22 protein-coding genes are annotated in these 19,246 nt (G+C 40.8%); 6 read left to right on the top strand and 16 right to left on the bottom strand.

The genetic code is table 11. From position 1 onward, the window contains the following. Positions 1-180: 180 nt before the first annotated feature. The 5 genes from NSQ72_RS08335 to NSQ72_RS08315 form a co-directional block, all read right to left on the bottom strand. Positions 181-393, bottom strand: a complete 213-nt coding sequence (locus NSQ72_RS08335) for a hypothetical protein (RefSeq protein WP_341083771.1) — start codon at positions 391-393, stop codon at positions 181-183. A 79-nt stretch (positions 394-472) separates the two neighbouring features. Continuing rightward, positions 473-793: a YmzC family protein gene (locus NSQ72_RS08330; protein ID WP_059375464.1), complete on the bottom strand. Its 321-nt coding sequence runs from the start codon at positions 791-793 to the stop codon at positions 473-475. A 159-nt stretch (positions 794-952) separates the two neighbouring features. Then, positions 953-1,174, bottom strand: coding sequence for an RNA chaperone Hfq (hfq, locus tag NSQ72_RS08325; protein WP_024424088.1), 222 nt, complete (start codon positions 1,172-1,174; stop codon positions 953-955). Between the two features lie 25 nt (positions 1,175-1,199). Further along, positions 1,200-2,156, bottom strand: a complete 957-nt coding sequence (gene miaA / locus NSQ72_RS08320) for a tRNA (adenosine(37)-N6)-dimethylallyltransferase MiaA (RefSeq protein WP_268499127.1) — start codon at positions 2,154-2,156, stop codon at positions 1,200-1,202. 70 nt (positions 2,157-2,226) lie between these two features. Further along, on the bottom strand, positions 2,227-2,628 hold the full coding sequence (locus NSQ72_RS08315; RefSeq protein WP_039178775.1) for a YmaF family protein: 402 nt from the start codon (positions 2,626-2,628) through the stop codon (positions 2,227-2,229). 104 nt (positions 2,629-2,732) lie between these two features. Here NSQ72_RS08315 and NSQ72_RS08310 point away from each other — a divergent pair, with 104 nt between their 5' ends. From NSQ72_RS08310 to erbB, 3 genes are all read left to right on the top strand, one after another. Next, positions 2,733-2,984: a hypothetical protein gene (locus tag NSQ72_RS08310; RefSeq protein WP_041084775.1), complete on the top strand. Its 252-nt coding sequence runs from the start codon at positions 2,733-2,735 to the stop codon at positions 2,982-2,984. Between the two features lie 309 nt (positions 2,985-3,293). Further along, entirely contained in the window at positions 3,294-3,611 is a 318-nt protein-coding gene (erbA, locus tag NSQ72_RS08305) for an SMR family multidrug efflux transporter EbrA (protein ID WP_039178769.1), read from the top strand. A gap of 15 nt (positions 3,612-3,626) precedes the next feature. Next, on the top strand, positions 3,627-3,995 hold the full coding sequence (gene erbB, locus NSQ72_RS08300; RefSeq protein WP_039178767.1) for an SMR family multidrug efflux transporter EbrB: 369 nt from the start codon (positions 3,627-3,629) through the stop codon (positions 3,993-3,995). A 46-nt stretch (positions 3,996-4,041) separates the two neighbouring features. Here erbB and NSQ72_RS08295 read toward each other — a convergent pair whose 3' ends face one another. Together NSQ72_RS08295 and NSQ72_RS08290 are read right to left on the bottom strand one after the other, a co-directional pair. Further along, the gene (locus NSQ72_RS08295) at positions 4,042-4,491 is read right to left on the bottom strand and encodes an OsmC family protein (RefSeq protein WP_039178763.1); all 450 of its coding nucleotides are present in this window, start codon (positions 4,489-4,491) and stop codon (positions 4,042-4,044) included. Positions 4,492-4,567: 76 nt separating this feature from the next. Further along, on the bottom strand, positions 4,568-5,302 hold the full coding sequence (locus NSQ72_RS08290) for a poly-gamma-glutamate hydrolase family protein (protein WP_039178760.1): 735 nt from the start codon (positions 5,300-5,302) through the stop codon (positions 4,568-4,570). A 584-nt stretch (positions 5,303-5,886) separates the two neighbouring features. Here NSQ72_RS08290 and NSQ72_RS08285 point away from each other — a divergent pair. Next, complete coding sequence (locus NSQ72_RS08285) at positions 5,887-7,212, top strand: S8 family peptidase (RefSeq protein ID WP_341083768.1); 1,326 nt, start codon at positions 5,887-5,889, stop codon at positions 7,210-7,212. 90 nt (positions 7,213-7,302) lie between these two features. On the opposite strand, the gene NSQ72_RS08280 is transcribed toward NSQ72_RS08285, so the two are convergent. The 4 genes from NSQ72_RS08280 to NSQ72_RS08265 form a co-directional block, all read right to left on the bottom strand. Further along, entirely contained in the window at positions 7,303-8,451 is a 1,149-nt protein-coding gene (locus NSQ72_RS08280) for a Rap family tetratricopeptide repeat protein (RefSeq protein ID WP_099663276.1), read from the bottom strand. 163 nt (positions 8,452-8,614) lie between these two features. Further along, positions 8,615-9,364, bottom strand: coding sequence for a poly-gamma-glutamate hydrolase family protein (locus NSQ72_RS08275; protein WP_039178752.1), 750 nt, complete (start codon positions 9,362-9,364; stop codon positions 8,615-8,617). Positions 9,365-9,674: 310 nt separating this feature from the next. Next, positions 9,675-10,148: a CarD family transcriptional regulator gene (locus NSQ72_RS08270; protein WP_039178750.1), complete on the bottom strand. Its 474-nt coding sequence runs from the start codon at positions 10,146-10,148 to the stop codon at positions 9,675-9,677. Positions 10,149-10,392: 244 nt separating this feature from the next. Continuing rightward, positions 10,393-10,650 (bottom strand): hypothetical protein, encoded by a 258-nt coding sequence (locus tag NSQ72_RS08265; RefSeq protein WP_058837650.1) that lies wholly within the window; start codon positions 10,648-10,650, stop codon positions 10,393-10,395. A gap of 68 nt (positions 10,651-10,718) precedes the next feature. On the opposite strand from NSQ72_RS08265, the gene NSQ72_RS08260 reads away from it, so the two are divergent. After that, on the top strand, positions 10,719-11,123 hold the full coding sequence (locus tag NSQ72_RS08260) for a hypothetical protein (RefSeq protein WP_341083765.1): 405 nt from the start codon (positions 10,719-10,721) through the stop codon (positions 11,121-11,123). Between the two features lie 123 nt (positions 11,124-11,246). After that, positions 11,247-11,774: a biofilm surface layer hydrophobin BslA gene (gene bslA / locus NSQ72_RS08255; protein WP_058837651.1), complete on the top strand. Its 528-nt coding sequence runs from the start codon at positions 11,247-11,249 to the stop codon at positions 11,772-11,774. A 36-nt stretch (positions 11,775-11,810) separates the two neighbouring features. Here bslA and mutL read toward each other — a convergent pair whose 3' ends face one another. From mutL to miaB, 5 genes are all read right to left on the bottom strand, one after another. Continuing rightward, positions 11,811-13,712 (bottom strand): DNA mismatch repair endonuclease MutL, encoded by a 1,902-nt coding sequence (mutL, locus tag NSQ72_RS08250; protein ID WP_341083762.1) that lies wholly within the window; start codon positions 13,710-13,712, stop codon positions 11,811-11,813. A 21-nt stretch (positions 13,713-13,733) separates the two neighbouring features. Continuing rightward, positions 13,734-16,310 carry a DNA mismatch repair protein MutS gene (gene mutS / locus NSQ72_RS08245; protein ID WP_341083759.1) on the bottom strand — a complete coding sequence of 859 codons (2,577 nt, stop codon included), beginning with the start codon at positions 16,308-16,310 and terminating at the stop codon, positions 13,734-13,736. Between the two features lie 124 nt (positions 16,311-16,434). Continuing rightward, positions 16,435-16,980, bottom strand: a complete 546-nt coding sequence (gene cotE, locus NSQ72_RS08240) for an outer spore coat protein CotE (protein ID WP_039178732.1) — start codon at positions 16,978-16,980, stop codon at positions 16,435-16,437. 245 nt (positions 16,981-17,225) lie between these two features. Continuing rightward, on the bottom strand, positions 17,226-17,660 hold the full coding sequence (locus NSQ72_RS08235) for a RicAFT regulatory complex protein RicA family protein (protein ID WP_268474329.1): 435 nt from the start codon (positions 17,658-17,660) through the stop codon (positions 17,226-17,228). Between the two features lies 1 nt (position 17,661). Continuing rightward, positions 17,662-19,188, bottom strand: a complete 1,527-nt coding sequence (miaB, locus tag NSQ72_RS08230) for a tRNA (N6-isopentenyl adenosine(37)-C2)-methylthiotransferase MiaB (RefSeq protein WP_034281907.1) — start codon at positions 19,186-19,188, stop codon at positions 17,662-17,664. Positions 19,189-19,246 lie beyond the last annotated feature (58 nt).

The raw sequence follows: 19,246 nt of genomic DNA, 5'->3' as shown, positions 1-19,246 counted from the left end.
ATAGATGTTCGAAACGAAAAAAATCAACCAACCCGGCCGAACCTTCATAGCCGAACTCGTACGTTCAAATAAATAGAGCAGAACAGGATCTAAAAATAGACTGCTCTACTCCCTATTCAACTGAAACCGAAATCTATCATAACACGAAAAAAAATCGCTTAGTAGACTAGACTTTTTGTTTTATTTTTTGTAGGCATCGCACTGTAAATCTTCTGACACTTCTGTAATTTCCACTTCAACACCTAATTCTTTTAGCACCGCTTCAAGCGCAGTGACGATTGAAGCTTCTCTCACTAATTCTTTCCCATTTACAGAAACACTTGTTCCATATTCGAAACAGGAATCGTCTTCACAAGTTTGTTCCCAATGATTAATTTTAATTTTATGTGTCATGAACTCATCCTTTTCTGTCTAGATGTCTGATGCATGATTATAGTGTAGCGGCTTCACATTCATTTGTAAATTTACGTGCTTACTCTTCATCATCAAGACCATCATCATATTCTTCGTCATCCCATTCATCTATGTATTTCGTTGTAACGAGAGTCAGTTCTCCCTCTTTTTCATCAAATCGGTACACATGTACTTGATCATCTTTCACAACAGCAAAGTGATTATTTTTTAGTGCAGCAGATGATGGTAAAACTCCATCTGCATTTTCATGAGAATGGTTATTCCAACTTTCTTGTCTCGTTTCAATGTTTGAGATAGCGCACGATCCAAACAAGACTACAATTCCAATCAATAGGAGGATCACTCTAATCCTTCTTAATTCAAGCTCTGCATTTTCCATATGAATTCCCTCACCCTTCTAATATCCAATAAGGAATTATACGGAAAATTGGCAGAAAAGTTTCATTGCATACAAAATAGCCCCTCTGCACTGACAAAAAACGTAGCGGGTTCGGCCGGTTTATTCGCAGAGGCATGGGGCTATTTAATACAACCTATCCTATTCTAATTCCAGATTTACATTCTTTTGAGGTGCAAATGTAGAAATGGCGTGTTTATAAATAAGCTGCTGCTTTCCTTCTGTTTCAAGCAGCACCGTGAAATTGTCAAATCCCTTCACTTGACCGCGAAGCTGAAAGCCATTCAGTAAGAATACTGTGACAAATGTATTGTCTTTGCGGATCTGATTCAAAAACTGCTCCTGAATATTAATCGGTTTCATGTTTCGTCCTCCTTGATTCTGATAACTACAGTTTCGCTTTAAGTCCAAGCTTTCCTGCTATATATGCGAAAATTTCCTCTTTTTTGTCTGAAAAGTGGCAAGGCGGTGTCATATCAAACCAAGTGACCGCCATTTTATTACGGAACCACGTGAACTGACGCTTCGCATATCTACGGGAATTTTGCTTTAATTGCTGGATGGCTTCATCAAGTGAGCAGTCACCTTGAAAATAGGCATACAGCTCTTTATAACCAATGGCTTGAACAGACTGACAATCCTTCAAGCCTGATTGATAAAGTGCTCTCACTTCTTCAATTAAGCCCTCATCTATCATCATATCAATTCTTTGATGAATGCGCTCGTACAAAAGCTCTCGATCCATTTTCAGCCCAATGAAGGCTGTATCATAAAGAGGAACTTCTTGATGCCCGTTTTGCATTTCCGACATTTTCTGACCTGTTGTATGGATCACTTCCAGCGCCCGGATCACGCGGCGGACGTTATTCGGATGAATAGCATTAGCCGCATCAGGATCTACTGCCTTTAGCTTTTCGTGCAGCAAAATCGCGCCGTGCTGCTGTTCAAACAGCGCCATTTCTTCTCTAAAAGCAGGATCACTTTTCTCATCCGTAAATGTGTAATCATATAAAACAGATTGGATATAGAGGCCTGTTCCGCCGACAATCATTGGCGTTTTCCCTCTAGCGGCAATCTCTTTGATCTTCGAACGAACCAGCTGCTGAAATTCAGCTGTCGAAAAAGATTCGTCCGGCTGTTTAATATCAATTAAATGGTGCGGGATACCATTCATTTCTTCGGGAGTGATTTTAGCTGTTCCGATATCCATCCCTTTATAAATCTGCATAGAATCCCCGCTGATAATCTCTCCATTAAATGCTTTGGCTATATCAATGCTCAATTTGGTCTTGCCGACAGCCGTCGGCCCTACTAATACGATTACTGGCTGCTTCGCTTTATTCATAACATCACTCTCTTTTACAAAACTGCCTACAGTATAGCATAACTTTTCTTACTCTCCTATATACTGGCCATCACCAGCCAAGCGGTTCATTTCCGACCACTTCATATGTTTTTCCTTTTAAACGATGCTTATGTGTTGGCTGATTCTCATCTGGACTATAGACGACACCTCCATATGGGATGGGAACAGAATCGAGGTAGGCAGGATAGGTGACTTCCTCAATCTCGTGATAATGTGTTCCATCCACTCTAGGAATTGCAGGCCCTGTGATACCGTAATACCTGTGGAAATGCCCTCTTTCAAAGGAGGTGATCCCGCGATAAAAATGAGTATGCCGGTCGGTACTGCTTCCATTCACAGGCTGAGAAATACCTTCTATTAAATGATAATGCCCCTCTGTTACATCCGTACGTGCTTTATACGCATGAGCATGCGGCGGACACTTTGCCCAATCAGATGGATACAGGCCCATTTCTAACATTCCTCCTTATATTAGGCGTTCACCCAAACATATGTAGGCAACTGGAATACACTGATGTCAGTTACAGTGATTTTATGAGAAAGGAGCCTTTTATTATGAATTATTTTGACGCACCTCCGTTTATTCAAGAAGACATGAGAAGACCTTTTGGTTTCGGATTTGGACGTCCTGGTTTTGGGTTTGGGAGACCCGGATTTGGATTTGGGAGACCTGGATTCTTTGGACCTCCATTTTTAGGTGGTTTTGCTGGAGGCTTGCTTGCTGGATCTCTGCTTGCGCCAGGATATGGTTATGGATACCCTTACCCGCCTCCTTACCCGCCGTACGGACCATACCCTTGGTATTAAATATGACGTTTAAGTGAAAACATCCGTTCATAAAATGAATCGATTGACACATTCTTTTTTCATGGGTTAACATTTACTTTACCGACTGTTCAGTAAAGTAGGTGTTTTTTTTATGTCTAAAACCAAAAAAGAGCAAATTTTTGATGCAGCTGCCAGCACGATTTTAAAAGAAGGGTTAAGCTAGCTCACCCTTCATCAGATGGCAGAGCATGCTGGTTTTCAGAAATATTTCAGCTTGAACCGCTGAAAAGAGAGGATAAAAACCCGTTTACTTCATCGGATTTTACACCTATTAGAGGAGGGATGATGATGATCCTCGGATATCTTTTTTTGGCAGTGGCCATTTTTTCTGAAGCCATTGGCGCCGCGATGTTAAAATTATCTAATGGTTTTACACGCTGGAAGCCAAGCGCTGTCGTTGTGGCTGGCTATTCACTTGCTTTTTATATGCTGTCATTGACACTGAACATTATTCCGCTTAGCATGTCTTATGCAACATGGTCTGGGGTTGGTACGGTCCTCACGGCTATTTTTGGCGTGCTCTTTTTCAAAGAAACCTTGAACCAAAAAGCAGTCATTGGGATGGCGATGCTTGTCTCAGGGGTCGTACTATTAAATATGTCATAAAGGATGTGAGAGAGCATGAAAGGAATGCTCTACTTAACAGGAGCCATTTTAACGGAGGTTTTTGGCAGTACAATGCTGAAGCTTTCTCAAGGCTTTTCGCAGCTGCTGCCGAGTATCGGGGTACTGATCGGATTTGGATGCGCCTTTACTTTCCTCAGTTTAGCACTTAAAACCATTGAGCTCTCATCTGCCTATGCAACATGGTCTGGTGTTGGAACAGCTCTCACTGCTCTTGTAGGACTTGTCCTGTTTAACGAAACAATCAGCACGAAAGGCTTCATTGGCCTTGCACTTGTTATCTGCGGCGTGATTGTCTTAAATCAGTCCAAGAAGCAAAAGAACGAAACCGAAGCACAACTCGATCAAACCGAATGGACGTCATAAAAAAAGTCATTTTCTCCATATTTCAAGAGAAAATGACTTTTTTGTTTTAACGGCCGGCTTGAATGGTTTCTTCTAAGGAAATGTTCACATTACCCTGAACAGCTCTTGAGATCATACATGAGCTTTCGGCTTTATGCGCAAGCTTTCGGGCCAGCTCAATATCTTGTGCGGAAGCGGTCTCTTTGAGGATGATGACAGGTCGATGAATGATTTCCTCATAAGTAAACACACCATTTGTCACATCTACGACAGCTTCAGAGCTCATCGATAGATCCTCTTTCTCTAATTGACTCCGCTCCATCATGGCTGCAAGTGTAATGATATAACACGTAGCCGCTGCACCTAAGAGCATCTCATCTGGATTGGTTCCAATACCCGGACCGTCCATTTCCTTTGGAATCGAAATCTTTGTTTTTAATTGTTCGCATGCGATTGTACCCACATCGTTACGCAGACCAGGCCAGCTTGCCTGAAGATGAAAATGATGACGCGTCATATCCGTCTCTCCTTTTGTTATCACTGTTCATAGTGTAACAAGAATTCCCCTGCTTGTCTTAACATGTGCACGGCCCTTATGTATATTCTTCATCAAGCACTGTGCGAATTGCCCTGACATAACGATAGAACGTCTCGTTTTTTGTACTCGACCGCCTCCGAAAGTCGAAACTGTCAAATAAAGCTTCACGCTGACTTCTGCTAATCTCAAGCTGCACACTTTGCCCTGTTTTTGTAAGATTATTAATATTATGATTGCTTGTTCCGCTCAGGGTTGCGTGTGCGACAGCTAGTTCAGCAGAAAACCCGTTCCGCTCTAATGAGCTCACAATTTTCTCTGCACGGTCGTAATCTGTTCCGCCGACGAGAGTATGGTCAATTCCTTCCTCGCCTTTGTATCCATGCACTGCTAACACGTAATCATGTGCTTTTGCCTGCGCGACGCCGATTGGCTCATCAAAGTTTGTACTTGTAATATGAAGTTCTGATGCATTCTCTCTTAGACCTTCAAATAAATACGTCGAAAAATCGTTGTCAAAAAAATGGACAATCTCGCTCACGCCGCCTTCAATTCTCCCGCCATGAGGTGACATCACAAGAAGGCGGCTGCCGGGCACTGGGTTGGCTGTAATGTTGTAGCTGCTTGTTGATTCGTTTTCTTCCAGTTCTTTAAAATTTCGATAAATATCATTTGAACCGCTTTCGTCTTCCCCACCTGATGACACTGGCTCATCATGTTCCTGTGCTTGCATGGTATAATAAACGCCCCATCCGATCGCAAGCAGGAGAAGCAAAGCAAAAAACTTCTTCATTCCCGTTCTCCTTTAACAGATTTCTAAGCCGTTTCTATGATTTATATTGAATCATCATTTCTTATCATTTTTTCCACATTTTCTCTTCACGTTTGATCATAACACTCTAGATCATGAGATTCCTCAAAAATAAGATAATTGCATTTATATACACAGAAACGCCTCTCCTCTTTGAAAACAGAGTTAGAATAGTATGACAAAGAAATGACGTTATGTTTAATATGACCTAGTCCTATCCAGTCTGTTTTCTTTAATTCGGCTTTTTTTGATAAGGATTTGATTTTTTCCATCTGTCACGCATCACATTTATATGAGCATTGACCCTGTCTACACCCCTCCTTTTTCTGCAAAATCCTTTGATTCGCTGGTTCTCTTAGAAGAACTCTCCCACCTATCATCGGCAGATTCTACATGATTTCCACCTTTTTCTATTATTTTACAAAATGTAAGCGCTTTTCTTTTTTGGAAGGCATAAGCAAGCCGCCAATATGAAGAAAAGAAGGGACAAGAATCCGAACCAAGCAGTTCTCAATCACATAACGTAAGAGTGTACGAGAATGGATAGCTGGAATGGAGGGCATCACATGTTTGGATTTTCTATGGTGCAAATGGTCAGAACACATGCTAGTAAACTAGATCAGCCTTTAAGAGAGACCGTTCTTCACCTTTATAAACCTTTTAAATGGACGCCATGCTTTCTTCATCGTTTTTTCGAAGGCAGACTGAAGAAGAAAAAGAAGCTTCGTGTGATCATTGAATTTAAGGAAGGTGCAGCCGAGGCAGGGATTCAAAGCACAAAACAGCTAATGAAAAAAAGCAGAAAAACAAATATAAAACGACATTTTTCACATATCGACTGCTGCGCTGCTGATTTAACGCCTGCTGCTTTAGAGGAGCTATTAGCAAACGGTGAGCATATTCGTAAAATTTATTTAGACCGGAAAGTCCATGCGCTACTGGACGTAGCCACACAAGCAAGCCATGCTGAAGAAGTCATCCGAAACGGGACAACTTTAACCGGGGAAGGCATTACGGTCGCTGTCATTGACACGGGAATTTATCCGCATGAAGATTTAGATGGAAGAATTCGTGATTTTGTGGATTTGGTCAAACAAAAAACAAAGCCTTATGATGATAATGGCCACGGTACACACTGCGCGGGAGATGTCGCGGGAGATGGATCCGCCTCAGACGGCTTATACAAAGGACCTGCCCCAAAAGCAAATCTGATTGGTGTGAAAGTGTTAAATAAACAAGGGGCTGGATCACTTTCTACTATTATAGAAGGTGTTGAATGGTGTATGCAGTTCAACGAAGACCACCCTGATGATCCGATTCATATTATCAGCATGTCGCTAGGCGGAGCTGCGCAGCGTTATGATGACGAACAGGACGATCCAATGGTGCGTGCTGTCAATGCGGCTTGGGATCAAGGGATTATTGTATGCGTCGCTGCCGGTAACTCTGGTCCTAACAGCCAGACGATTGCAAGCCCTGCTGTCAGCCAAAAAGTTATTACGGTCGGAGCCTATGATGACAGGAATACACCTGAATCAAGTGACGATATCGTGGCACCGTTTTCAAGCAGAGGGCCTACTGTTTACGGAGAAGCAAAGCCTGATATCCTCGCACCAGGAGTAAACATCGTTTCTCTCAGATCACCAAGATCCTTTCTGGATAAACTCGACAAATCAAGCAGAGTAGACGATGATTATACAACGTTATCTGGCACATCGATGGCAACACCGATTTGTGCTGGTATTTGCGCTCTACTATTAGAGCATTCACCAGATTTAACGCCAGATGAAGTCAAAACCCTGTTAAAAGAAAATACAAGCAAGTGGTCTGGGGATGATCCGATGATTTATGGAGCAGGTGCAATTGACGCAGAAAAAGCAATCAAAGAATAAAGAAAAAAGCCCTTTACGTTTATGCGTAAAGGGTTTTGTTTGTCTCATTTTTAAGTGTGAAGTCTTTCATCTACTTGAGCAGCTGACATGTTATGCTTCGTTCTCATACATCTCATCTCCTTTTTGAATGTGCGTACGCGCTTCGATCACAATCTCAAAAAAAGTGGAGGATTCCTTGTACATGTCGCGTTCCTTATAATAATTAGCCGCATCAAGTGCTAATTCCTCTAAATCAGCAAACATTTTTTTATTTCTCAGACCAAAAAGGGCCGACCTCAATTTCTCACAGCCGTCTTTCTCTATATAGAGCGCCTGTAGAAATTGGAATTTCAACTGATAAATTTCATCTTCCAATACACAAGCCTCTTTCATTCCTGTAGAGATGGCCTCGCCCGCCCGCTGAATATCTCCGAGTTTAAAACAAGTAAGGGCAAGTGAAAACAACGATTTGATCATCGTGGATGCTTGATCTTTCTGATAAAGTGAAATGGCTTGTTCAAAAAAGACAGTCGCTGTATGGTACGTTCCCATACTATAATGACAAGTGCCTAAGTTATTAAGAGCCATTGCTTTAAAGTAAGATGTACATTCTTTTTGTTCCATCGCTTCACAGACTTTTAACGCTTTTTCTAAATAAGGAAGCGCTTTTTGATACTGATTGACATCAATCCAATTACCTGCCATGACAAAATCACATTGAATGCTTCTTTTTCCATAAAGCTGATGTTTCTTATAGATGTCTCTCGCCTTTTTAGCATAGTGCATGGAGAAATAAGTTTGTTTCATATGATAGTATACTTCTGCGATTTTATAGTAGAATTCTGCTTTTTCGATCTCATCTGTCACTAAAATCAGTTGATGTTCCGCATGCTTGTAATATGAAATGGCCTCGATATACCGGCGCTGGATGAACGCATACATTCCATGAAAAAAATGAAAATAATAGCCTAGTAAGCCTGTCATCTCATCTTCTGCATCGTCAATTTCTTTAGGAAAGGACACTGCTTGAAGCGTTTCACTCCCTGCATGGACGGGCGCTAAGTGCTGAAGCATCATTTGATGGCGAAAATCCATTAGAGAATAATATAGGAGTAAATCTTGATCCTCTTCCATATCATGAATTTCTTCTTCAACAAGGCGCTTCATGCCGTTTGCCTGTTCAACTTCAAATTTGCAAATATGCGTGTACCATTGATTGATCTTTACACCTACTTCGGAAGATGGTATTTTGTGTGCCATCCACTTCAGCCCCATTCTATCATATCAAACTGATAACTATTATTTTACATAATTTATGTTTTTAAGGCAAATTGTAAGTTATTACATATTTTATGTTCAAATCGCATATTCCTATCTTTTTTACCAAGTTTAAATAGAGTACTTTTGCCCATCAAAACTTTTTTTACGAAGACGGGTCGAATTCTCTTAGTACTTCTTTTAACGCATTGATATAACGTCTGAATGCTTTTTTCTTTCCTTTTCTCGTATCAAAATTGTCAAAAAAAGCTTCTCTTTGCGCTGTACTAATTTCTAGCTGAACACTTTCACCACTTGCATTTTGATTATTTATATTTTTAGGATCTGTACCAGAAAGCCGTTCGCCTTTTTGTACCATTTCTGCGGAAAATCCTCGATCTCTTAGTTCTCGCACAACCGCTCTTTGCATTTTTTCATTTGTGCCGCCAACGAGCGTGTGTCTTTTATCACTTTTATAGCCGTGGATGGAAATTGAAAAAGGATACGTTTTAATCATTTGAACCAAAACGGGTTCATCAAAATTAGTACTAGTGATATGCAGGTCCCGGTTATTGTCTTGCTTTGTACCTTCGAACAAATACGTAGAGTAGCTTTCTTGAAAGGCTTCTACAATTTCACTTGTTCCTGGTTCAATCTCACCTCCATGAGGAGAAAATACGAGTAAATCACTTCCGCCCTTTTCGTGAAATTCTATCTCGTACCCTTCTTTTTCATGTCGTATGAGCTGTTTAAAGCTTTCGTATTGATCACCTTGTTTTCGCTCTTTTTGATACTTTTCTACCTCTTGATAATGCTTCTTTTGCTCTTTTTTTTCTTGAACAGAATGGGTGCATTTCACCATTAAAAGAGTACACAGAATAAGAAAGATGAATCCACATATTAGTAACCTTTTCATTTCACCGCTCCCTTTTTTCTCTTAGGTGTCATCTTACCGCAATATTTTACTATCAATGGCTTAAAAAATTCAAAGGTTGTCCGGCTCATTTGAATGAATCAGGAAAACTTACCTGTTTTTAATGTCATCTAGGTATATCAGAGGTCTTTGAATTTTTGTTGTGCATGTAAAAACTAAACCGTATGACCTCATTTCAATATTAGTTAAAACCACCTACAAAAATGCCAATATTACTCTTTTTTTCAAAACAAAAAAGCTGTAAACAAAGGAGTCTTCTCTTCTGTTTACAGCTAGTCTCTGTATATCATCATTACATTCTTAATTCATTCTCTAAAGCTGTCATCACTTCATCTTGCGACAGTCCCTGCGCAAGTGAAATCTCACTCACTAACATGCCTCTTGCATCTTCAAGCATCTTCTTTTCACTTGAATTTAATGCTTTCTTCTGATTTCGTCTCATCAGATCTTTAACAACGTCTGCACCATCTTCGATCGCACCTGTTTTTAGCTTTTTCAGATTTTCATCATATCTTTGCTTCCAAGTAAGCGTGTCGTCGTTTGTTTCTTCTGCAAAATTGTTCATCACAACTTTCAGCGTTGCTTGATCTGCTACCGGACGTATACCTAGTTGATTGATTCTGCCTTTTGGGACCATCATCTGCATATTCGGCATTTGAATCAGAAAATATTCCTGCGTCTTACCTAAAATCTCTTTTTCTTCCATTCCTTCAATCACACCGGCTCCATGCATTGGATAAACAATTTTATCACCTATTTGAAACAAATCCGCCACCTCCGAAAGTATTCACAATATCATTATAACACATTTCATCAGAGGATAAAAATTTATATTTTATCATGTTAATTTAGCACTAGTCAATTCTTTTTATTTGAGTTTTTTCAGAAAAAGCCTTTTTTATAAAAGAAGTGAGAGCATCCAGTCCTCATGACTCTTTCTTGCATATACTAGCATTGAGTCACATTTAGGAGGGATGACAATGTGCAAATGCAAGTGCAAACATTCCCACTCAAACTGTCATAAAAAGCATGACGATCATCACCATGAGGATCCATGTAAAGAAAAAAAGTATTGTCATAAAAAAGATAAATGGTTTGAGAGCGATTTTTGGGATACCTCTCGAAGCTACGATCCCTGTTATTTTCCTAAAAGTGTCTGCAGCAGATGTAAAAAGCGTCGTAGAAGAAGACATCGCTACGAAATTTAAGGCTTGACGCTTTACCTGCTTTTCCTTTTCCCGGCTGAAAAGCCGGTTTTTTTCTTTCATATGGATAGGCTCATCAAGTAAATCTGTCTCATAGGATATGGCAACCTGACATAAAGGATGAGATATACATGAACGATATGAACAGCCAAATGAATCATTATCACCAAGAAAATCCCTATCACACATTTGAAAATGTGTATACAGCCAATCATGAGCATATGATCGCACCAAACATGCATGAGCATATGAATATGCCAAACCATTATCATAGCGGCAAAAAAGATATGTATAATGCGCACCATCCACATCATCATTCACCCTATTCAACGTTTCCAAATCAGCATGATACCTTTTCAAAGCATGTTCCAATGAAGGACCACCATCATCTAGGCCATTATGGTGGGTACGGGATGATGCCGCACCATCCATACGGTTATCAAGATATGCATATGATGATGCCAACAAACCAGCAAATGCCTGGCCATTTTTACGGAATGAATCAACCAAATGCGCTATTCCCCCGCTATTACTAAAGAATGACAAAATAAGGGTATAATATCCCATTTAATACCATATGGTAATATGGTAACATTATAGGTAAATAATGGGTGTAATCATCTATTATTTACCTATATTCAACAAGGGGGAAGGAAAAAATGAAAAAAACATGGACGATTCTTATGCTGGGGATGCTCACATTGGTTATGGCGCTGTCAGTACCACTTTCTGCATCTGCTGAAGGAGCCGAAAGCAAAGCATCAACCAATGTAAAGCCAGCTGCGCTTTACGCTAAAATTACAGGAGCTAGTAAGCAGGAATGGTCTTATTCTGACATTGAGCTGACGTACAGCCCAAATTCAGTTTTAAGTCTTGGTACAGTAGAGTTCACATTGCCAAAGGGTTTCCAAGCAACAACGAAAGACATTATGAACGGTAAAGCATTAAAAGACAGCTACATTTTGAACAACGGGCAAACCGTTCGTATTCCGCTCAGATTGGATTTACTTGGAATTTCCAAGTATACATTAAAGCTTTCACATAAAGTACTTCCTGCTGCAGGTACATATACGTTCCGCGCAGAAAATCGAGCACTCAGCATCGGTTCTACATTTTATGCAGAAGATACGCTTGATATTAATACACGGCCAGTTGTGGTCACACCGCCAGATCCTTGCGGATGCTAAAGAAAAAAGCGCTCTGTTAAGAGCGCTTTTTTTATATCACATCACCCGTTTAAACATTTTCTCCATTTCATAAGTGGAGTGATGAATAATGATCGGCCGGCCGTGCGGACAGGTGAATGGATCCTTCGTTGTCCGGAGTTCATCTAATAAGGCTTTGATTTCATCATGACGCAAATGACGATTTGCTTTGATTGAGCCTTTGCAGCTCATCATAATCGCTGCTTCTTCTCTCAGTTTCTTGATATCAACACGCTTTTCATCAAGCACTTGCTCTATAATCTCTTCGATCAGTTCAGCCTCTTCACCTTTCGGAAACCACTGTGGATGCGAACGAACGATGTAGCTTCCTGAACCAAAGGGCTCTAAGAAGACACCCACTTTCGCTAGAATATCCTTATGCTCTTCAATGATCAGCATATCGTTTTTAGAGTAGTGAAATGTTAAAGGGACGAGCATTTCTTGCACTTCCTGTTCGATCTCTCCCACCTTCTCACGATAATACTCATACTTGATTCGCTCTTGAGCTGCATGCTGGTCAATGATATAAAGTCCTCGTTCATTTTGAGCCAAAATATATGTGCCGTGCATTTGCCCAATTGGATACATCACAGGGACGCGTTCGTTTTCAGGCATCGTCTCTGTCACATCTTCATATAGTACCGTCTCTTCATCTTCAAATGAAGCGGCGGATTCCTCTAAATGAATACGCTCAGATGATACTTCTTCATAAGATACTGGTGATGATGCTTCTGTCTTCTCTTGTTTAGGCATCCCATATGCATCGGTATAACTTGTCTCGTATATGACCGACTCGTGCGGCTCCGGCTGATAGGTTAGCGGTGTTTCCGGTTGGCTTTGGTTTCCTTGTTTCGCATCAAAGGTTAAGGATTGTTGCTCATTTTTCACAGCTGGTATTGGTGCTTTTTTTGGTACTGAGGCACTTGGAATGAGCTGCTGCTTTTGAAATACTTCCTTAATTCCTTGTTTAATCAGCTCATGAAGTTCCTGTTCTTTACTTAGTCTCACTTCAAGCTTCGAAGGATGAACGTTCACATCTACTAAAATTGGATCCATCTTCATCTCAATAAATGTAATTGGATGACGACCAATCGGAAGCAGTGTGTGATATCCTTCATGGATCGCTTTCACGAGCGGAAAATGTTTGACATATCGGCCGTTTACAACAGAAGACATATAATTCCGTGATGCCCTCGTCACTTCTGGTAAGGAAATATACCCTTTCACTTCAAAATCAAGTGATTGTACGTGGAGCGGCAGCATTTTTTTGGCCACGGCTGTTCCGTAAATGGCCGCAAGTACATGACGCACATCTCCGTTTCCATTCGTTTGGAGGAGAACTTTCCCTTGATGACGCAAACGGATCGATACTTCGGGATGAGCTAGCGCAATTCGGTTGACCACATCCGATATATTACCAAGCTCCGTATGAACGGTTTTCATATATTTCAGGCGAGCTGGCGTATTGTAAAATAAATTGGTGACCACAATCTCAGTGCCGCGGCGGCCAGAGGTTTTTTTCTCTGAAATAATCTTCCCGCCTTGCAAAGCTAAGTGTGTCCCAGCTCCTTCGCCAGTACTTGTTTTCATTTCTAAATGAGAGACAGATGCAATACTTGGCAGTGCCTCTCCCCTGAATCCAAGGGTTCTGACACGGAACAGATCATTTTCGTCTTTGATTTTGCTCGTTGCATGACGCTGGAAGGCGAGCTTACAATCTTCAGCATCGATTCCAACACCATTATCAATAATCCTTATAGAAGAAAGACCTGCTTCTTCTACATCGATTTCAATCACTGTACTTTTTGCATCGATCGCATTTTCCACAAGCTCCTTTACAACAGAAGCTGGGCGCTCGACCACTTCACCTGCAGCAATCTTATTGGATAGGTCATCGGATAACTGAATAATCTTTGCCATTTCTGCTCACCTCACCTTACATTATAATTTCTTTTGCAATTCATACAGCTTTGTCATAGCTTCAAGCGGCGTCATATCCATTAGGTTGTATGATTTTAATTCATCGATGACCGCTTGATCTTTCTGTTTTAGGACAGCTTTTGGCTGCGGTTTTTCCTCTACTTCAAAGAAAGATAGCTGCTGTTTTTCTTCAGTCTTTTCTACTTTTGGTGCTGCAGATACGTTCGGGGTCACGTCATGTGATCCGCTCTCAAGCTCCGTTAAAATAGTCTGGGCTCTATTGATGATGGCATCAGGCAATTCAGCTAGCTGCGCTACATGAATACCATAGCTTTTATCAGCTGCACCTTCTTTGATTTGATGTAAGAAAACGACTGTGCCTTCATGCTCTTCAGCTCGCACATGGACATTTTTCAGCTCGCTTAATTGAGATTCAAGAACCGTCAGCTCATGGTAATGTGTAGAAAATAGGGTTTTGGCCCCAATATGATCATGAACAAATTCAATGATCGCCTGCGCAAGCGCCATTCCATCATAGGTGCTTGTCCCACGTCCAATTTCATCGAATAAAATCAAGCTGTTTTTCGTTGCGTGCACCATCGCATTTTTTGCTTCGAGCATCTCTACCATAAAAGTACTTTGACCAGAAATCAAATCATCTGCTGCACCAATACGGGTAAAGATTTGATCGAAGATTGGTAGCGTCGCCTTTGACGCAGGCACAAAGCAGCCAATCTGCGCAAGAATCGAGATGAGAGCCATTTGTCTCATATACGTACTTTTCCCTGACATATTCGGTCCAGTTATGAGTAAGGTTTGTCTGCCTTTTCCCATATGGCAGTCATTCGGTACATATTCCTGGTGATCCAGCACTTTTTCAACGACAGGGTGACGGCCATCTTTGACATCCACGTCATCCTCTGAGAATTCCGGACGGATATAACGGCGCTTTTCACTAACAGTCGCAAAGCATTGAAGCGCATCCAGCTCACTCATTTGTTTTGCGAGCAGCTGTAATCTAGGAATATAGCCTTTTACTTGCTCCCTGAGAGCTGTAAATAGTTCATATTCCAATTCGTTAATATTTGATTCCGCTTCAAGAATCAGTGCTTCTTTTTCTTTTAATTCAGGTGTGATATACCGCTCTGCATTGGCAAGCGTTTGTTTTCTTTCATAACGCCCTTCCTCAAGCAGATGTGTATTTGCACGTGTCACTTCGATATAATAACCAAACACTTTATTAAACCCGACTTTTAATGAGCGAATGCCGGTATATTCTCTTTCCTGCTGTTCGAGACGTGCAATCCAGTCCTTTCCGTTTCGGCTGGCATCACGGTATTCATCTAATTTTGCATTGTAGCCATCTTTAATCAAATTGCCTTCTTTTATCGTTATCGGCGGATTTTCATAAAGTGCATCTTCTAATAAATCAAGCAGATCGCCGCAAGGATCAATCTCATTCGCTCTTGATTTTGCCATTTCCTCTGGTAATGATTGAACGAGTTGTTTAATATCCGGTACTTGTTTTAAAGATTCCTTGAGCTGAATGAGGTCACGGGCATTCACGTTGCCAAATGCCACGCGGCCCGCTAGACGCTCAAGATCATATACTTGCTTTAATCGTTCGCGCAGATCCTCGCGCTCAAAGAAATGATCCATCAGAATTTGCACCATTTCCTGGCGCTCGTTAATTTGCGAAAGACGAATGAGCGGCCGGTCGATCCATTGCTTGAGCAGTCTGCCGCCCATCGCTGTTTTTGTTTCATCTAACAGCCATAATAAAGAGCCTTTTTTGCTTTTTGAACGAATCGTTTCTGTTAATTCAAGGTTTCGTTTTGAGTAAAGATCAATTTTCATCGTTTGTTCAAGCTCAAACACTTGAACTTTCTGAAGGTGATCCAAGCTTCTTTTTTGCGTTCTTCTTAAGTAGGCATATAGTGTTAAAAATGCCGTTTTTAACTTGTCGTCAAGATGGGAAACGAGCTGTTCAGCTTCCTCTAATAGTTCAACACTATCTTCGTATGAAATAGTTGCTTGGCAGCGTTCTTTAAGGGTTTTGATTGTTTCCTCATCCAGCTGCTTTGACACCACAATTTCTTTTGCACCAACAGAATAAATTTCTGATACGACTTCATCTAATCGATCGATGAAAGCCGCCATGTTTTCACCTGTTGATAAATCAGACAGCGCAAGACCGTATCCATTTTGAAAGCTAGTAACAGACGCAATGAAGTTGTTCTCGTTTTCACTTAAACCTTTACCATCCATGACGGTACCTGGTGTAATCAGTTGAACAACTTCCCTTTTGACTACACCTTTTGCCGTTTTAGGGTCTTCCACCTGCTCACAAATGGCGACCTTGTAGCCTTTTGAAATCAACTGTTCTATGTATGCAGAAGCAGAATGATATGGAACACCGCACATTGGAATGGTGCCGCCGTCTCTGCTTGTTAACGTAATTTCCAGTTCTTGCGCCGCTTCTTTCGCATCATCAAAAAACATCTCATAAAAATCGCCTAAGCGAAAAAATAAAAAGGCATCTTGATAATCTGCCTTGATCTTTAAATATTGCTGTATCATGGGCGTATAACTTGCCATATTTCTAATCCCTCACTATATTACTTTCGAATTCATACCATCTTCAATTATAGCATAAAAAAACACCTTTTTTCTCCTAGTTCAGGCACAAAAAAACTAGGGGGATATGCGCCCTAGTCATTTATTACTCTTCTGGATCACCTGCTAGGAACTCTGGATGAATATCCTCTAACTCCTCATCCACTTCCTCTTCCCACTCGTGATCATCTTTTTCTTTCCAGTCTGAATTGACCTCTACAACAATTTTTGTTTCACCGACTACCTCAGCAATGAACTCACGCTCTGCCTGAACGATAATTTTATTGCCATTTGGAGAAATGGTCACTTCTAAGCAATTGGGCTGCTGCAAAACTTTCGCAATCACTTCGTGCTCATCATCAAGGAAATTTTTATCTTTATATCTCAGTTTAATGATGTCTACATACTTCACACGCTCTGTGACGACTTCTGTTTTCGTGTTGTCAGCGTAAGAGTACCATACGTTAATATCAAATGTTCCTTCGATTTCAACCGTTTTACCGACCTTTTCAGCATCATACTTATGATTAATGATCCAACCACCTAGGATGCTGGTTGGTTTTTGCGATGGAGAAATGGTGTGTGTGCTTTGGGTGAATTTCCTCCCTTTTGCAACCACCGCTTTTGTAATAATTTCTCTGTATTCAGACATTCCGGCATGCCTCCTTGTTCTTGATCGTTTTATCTTATGCTGGGCATTCGTCTAGTGTGTCACGATTTTGAACTTCATGTTCAATTAAATTCATTTCTGTTTCAGTGTATGCATGGTCGCCCATAAACTTGCCTTGAAAATTGGAAAAGTTGGAGAGTGGGAGGTTTGGAGATGATGAAGTATGAAAAAGAATGGGTAGTGCATTTCAATAGGAAAGCAAAAAACCCCGCATCTGCGGGGTTTTCTCATTTAATGGAGCAACTTGGTGATGAGTTTTTCACTTTTGAACCGGTTTCTCCTAATAAGAGGTCACCGCCGGTTGAAAGAATGATTTCATCTGTTACTTGATTCGAAATTGTGTGCGCTACAAGCTGAAGCAGGGAATTGACTTCCATTTGTGATTCTTTGAATTCTTGAATGACTGGGATGTCATCCAGTTCTTCTTGCAGGGCATCGATTTTTTCTTCGACTTGCTTTAAGGCTTCATGTTTGCCGTAATGCTTTAAGTTCACAGCTTGTTTTTGAAGCGCCTTAATTTGATTAATGATCGTTGAAATTTTTGTATTTTCATTGATTTGCGCTTCTGCTTTTTTGAAGAAATCAACTTCTTCCGTTTCAGAAATCATTTTAGCGAGCTCTCTTGCGCGCTCGACAATGTCTTTCTTTGAATAAAGTGTCATTTTAATTCACCTCGATAGCTTCTCCAACCATTTCTCCGTCAAGAGACCAAGTTTTGGCTTGTGTGATTTTCACTTTGACGATGTTGCCAATCGCTTCTTTTGGTGCTTTAAAATTCACAAGCTTGCTTTTACTTGTATATCCGGCTAGGATCTCAGGGTTGTTTTTACTTTCACCCTCTACTAATACTTCGACAATCTGCCCTTCATATTCCTTCATTTTTTTCGCAGAAATTTCATTCACAAGTGCATTTAAACGCTGCAGACGTTCTTTTTTCACACGCATTGGCACGTTGTCTTTCATTTTCGCTGCCGGCGTTCCTTCTCTTGGAGAATAAATGAACGTATAAGCGGCATCAAACTCAACCTCGCGATAGAGGGAAAGTGTTTCTTCAAACTGCTCATCTGTTTCATTTGGGAACCCAACAATAATGTCCGTTGTTAATGAAGCATTCGGCATAGCTTCTTTGATTTTGCGCACAAGATCAAGGTAGCGCTCACGGTCATATTTTCTCGCCATAAGCTTCAGCACAGAAGAACTTCCCGATTGAACTGGCAGATGAATATGATCAAGAAGATTTCCGCCCTTGGCTAGCACTTCAATTAAGTGATCATCAAAATCACGCGGGTGACTTGTTGTAAAACGGATACGCGGAATATCAATTTTTCGCAGCTCATCCATCAGGTGGCCAAGACCATATTCCATATCTTCAAAATCTTTTCCATATGCATTCACGTTTTGACCAAGAAGGGTAATTTCCTTATATCCTTCTGCTGCTAAACGTCTGACCTCTTGAATAATTTCATCTGGGCGGCGGCTTCTTTCCTTGCCGCGCGTATAAGGCACGATACAGTATGTACAGAATTTATCACAGCCGTACATAATATTCACCCAGCCCTTGATTTTACCTTGACGGGCTCTCGGAAGGTTCTCAATCACATCGCCTTCTTTTGACCAAACCTCAATCACCATTTCTTTTGAAAGGTAACATTCAGATAACAGCTCTGGCAGGCGGTGAATGTTGTGCGTGCCGAAAATCAAATCAACAAATGGGTGTTTCTTCAAAATACGGCTCACGACAGATTCTTCTTGTGACATACATCCGCATACACCTAAAATTAAATCTGGCTTTTCGCGTTTTAATGCTTTTAAATGACCAAGCTCTCCAAACACTTTATTTTCTGCATTTTCACGAATAGCACAAGTGTTTAATAAGATGACATTTGCATCTTCCGTTGAATTTGTTGGTTCATAGCCAAGCGCCATAAAAATACCAGCCATCACTTCTGTGTCATGCTCATTCATTTGACAGCCATATGTGCGAATATAAAACTTGCGGCCGTTCCCTAACCCTTGAAACTGCTCGTCAATTTGAAATTGATTGTATTCGACTTCTTCTTTACCCCGTTTTTTTGCATCTTTTAAGGAAGGCGGAATGTACACAGCTTCAAAATATTTGCTGTAGTCCTTCTCGGATTTTTTGTCCGATGAACTTACTTGTCCGCTCGCTTTTCTCTGCTCTTCATTCATGAATTTGTACTCCTTTCAAACCAAGTTCCACCCTACAGTATAGACTATTTTGTGATGA

Source organism: Bacillus sp. FSL R5-0659 (assembly GCF_038008785.1).
GTDB lineage: Bacteria > Bacillota > Bacilli > Bacillales > Bacillaceae > Bacillus > Bacillus safensis.
The sequence above is the reverse complement of the archived record's forward strand: the minus strand, read 5'-3'. Positions and strand labels throughout refer to the sequence as shown.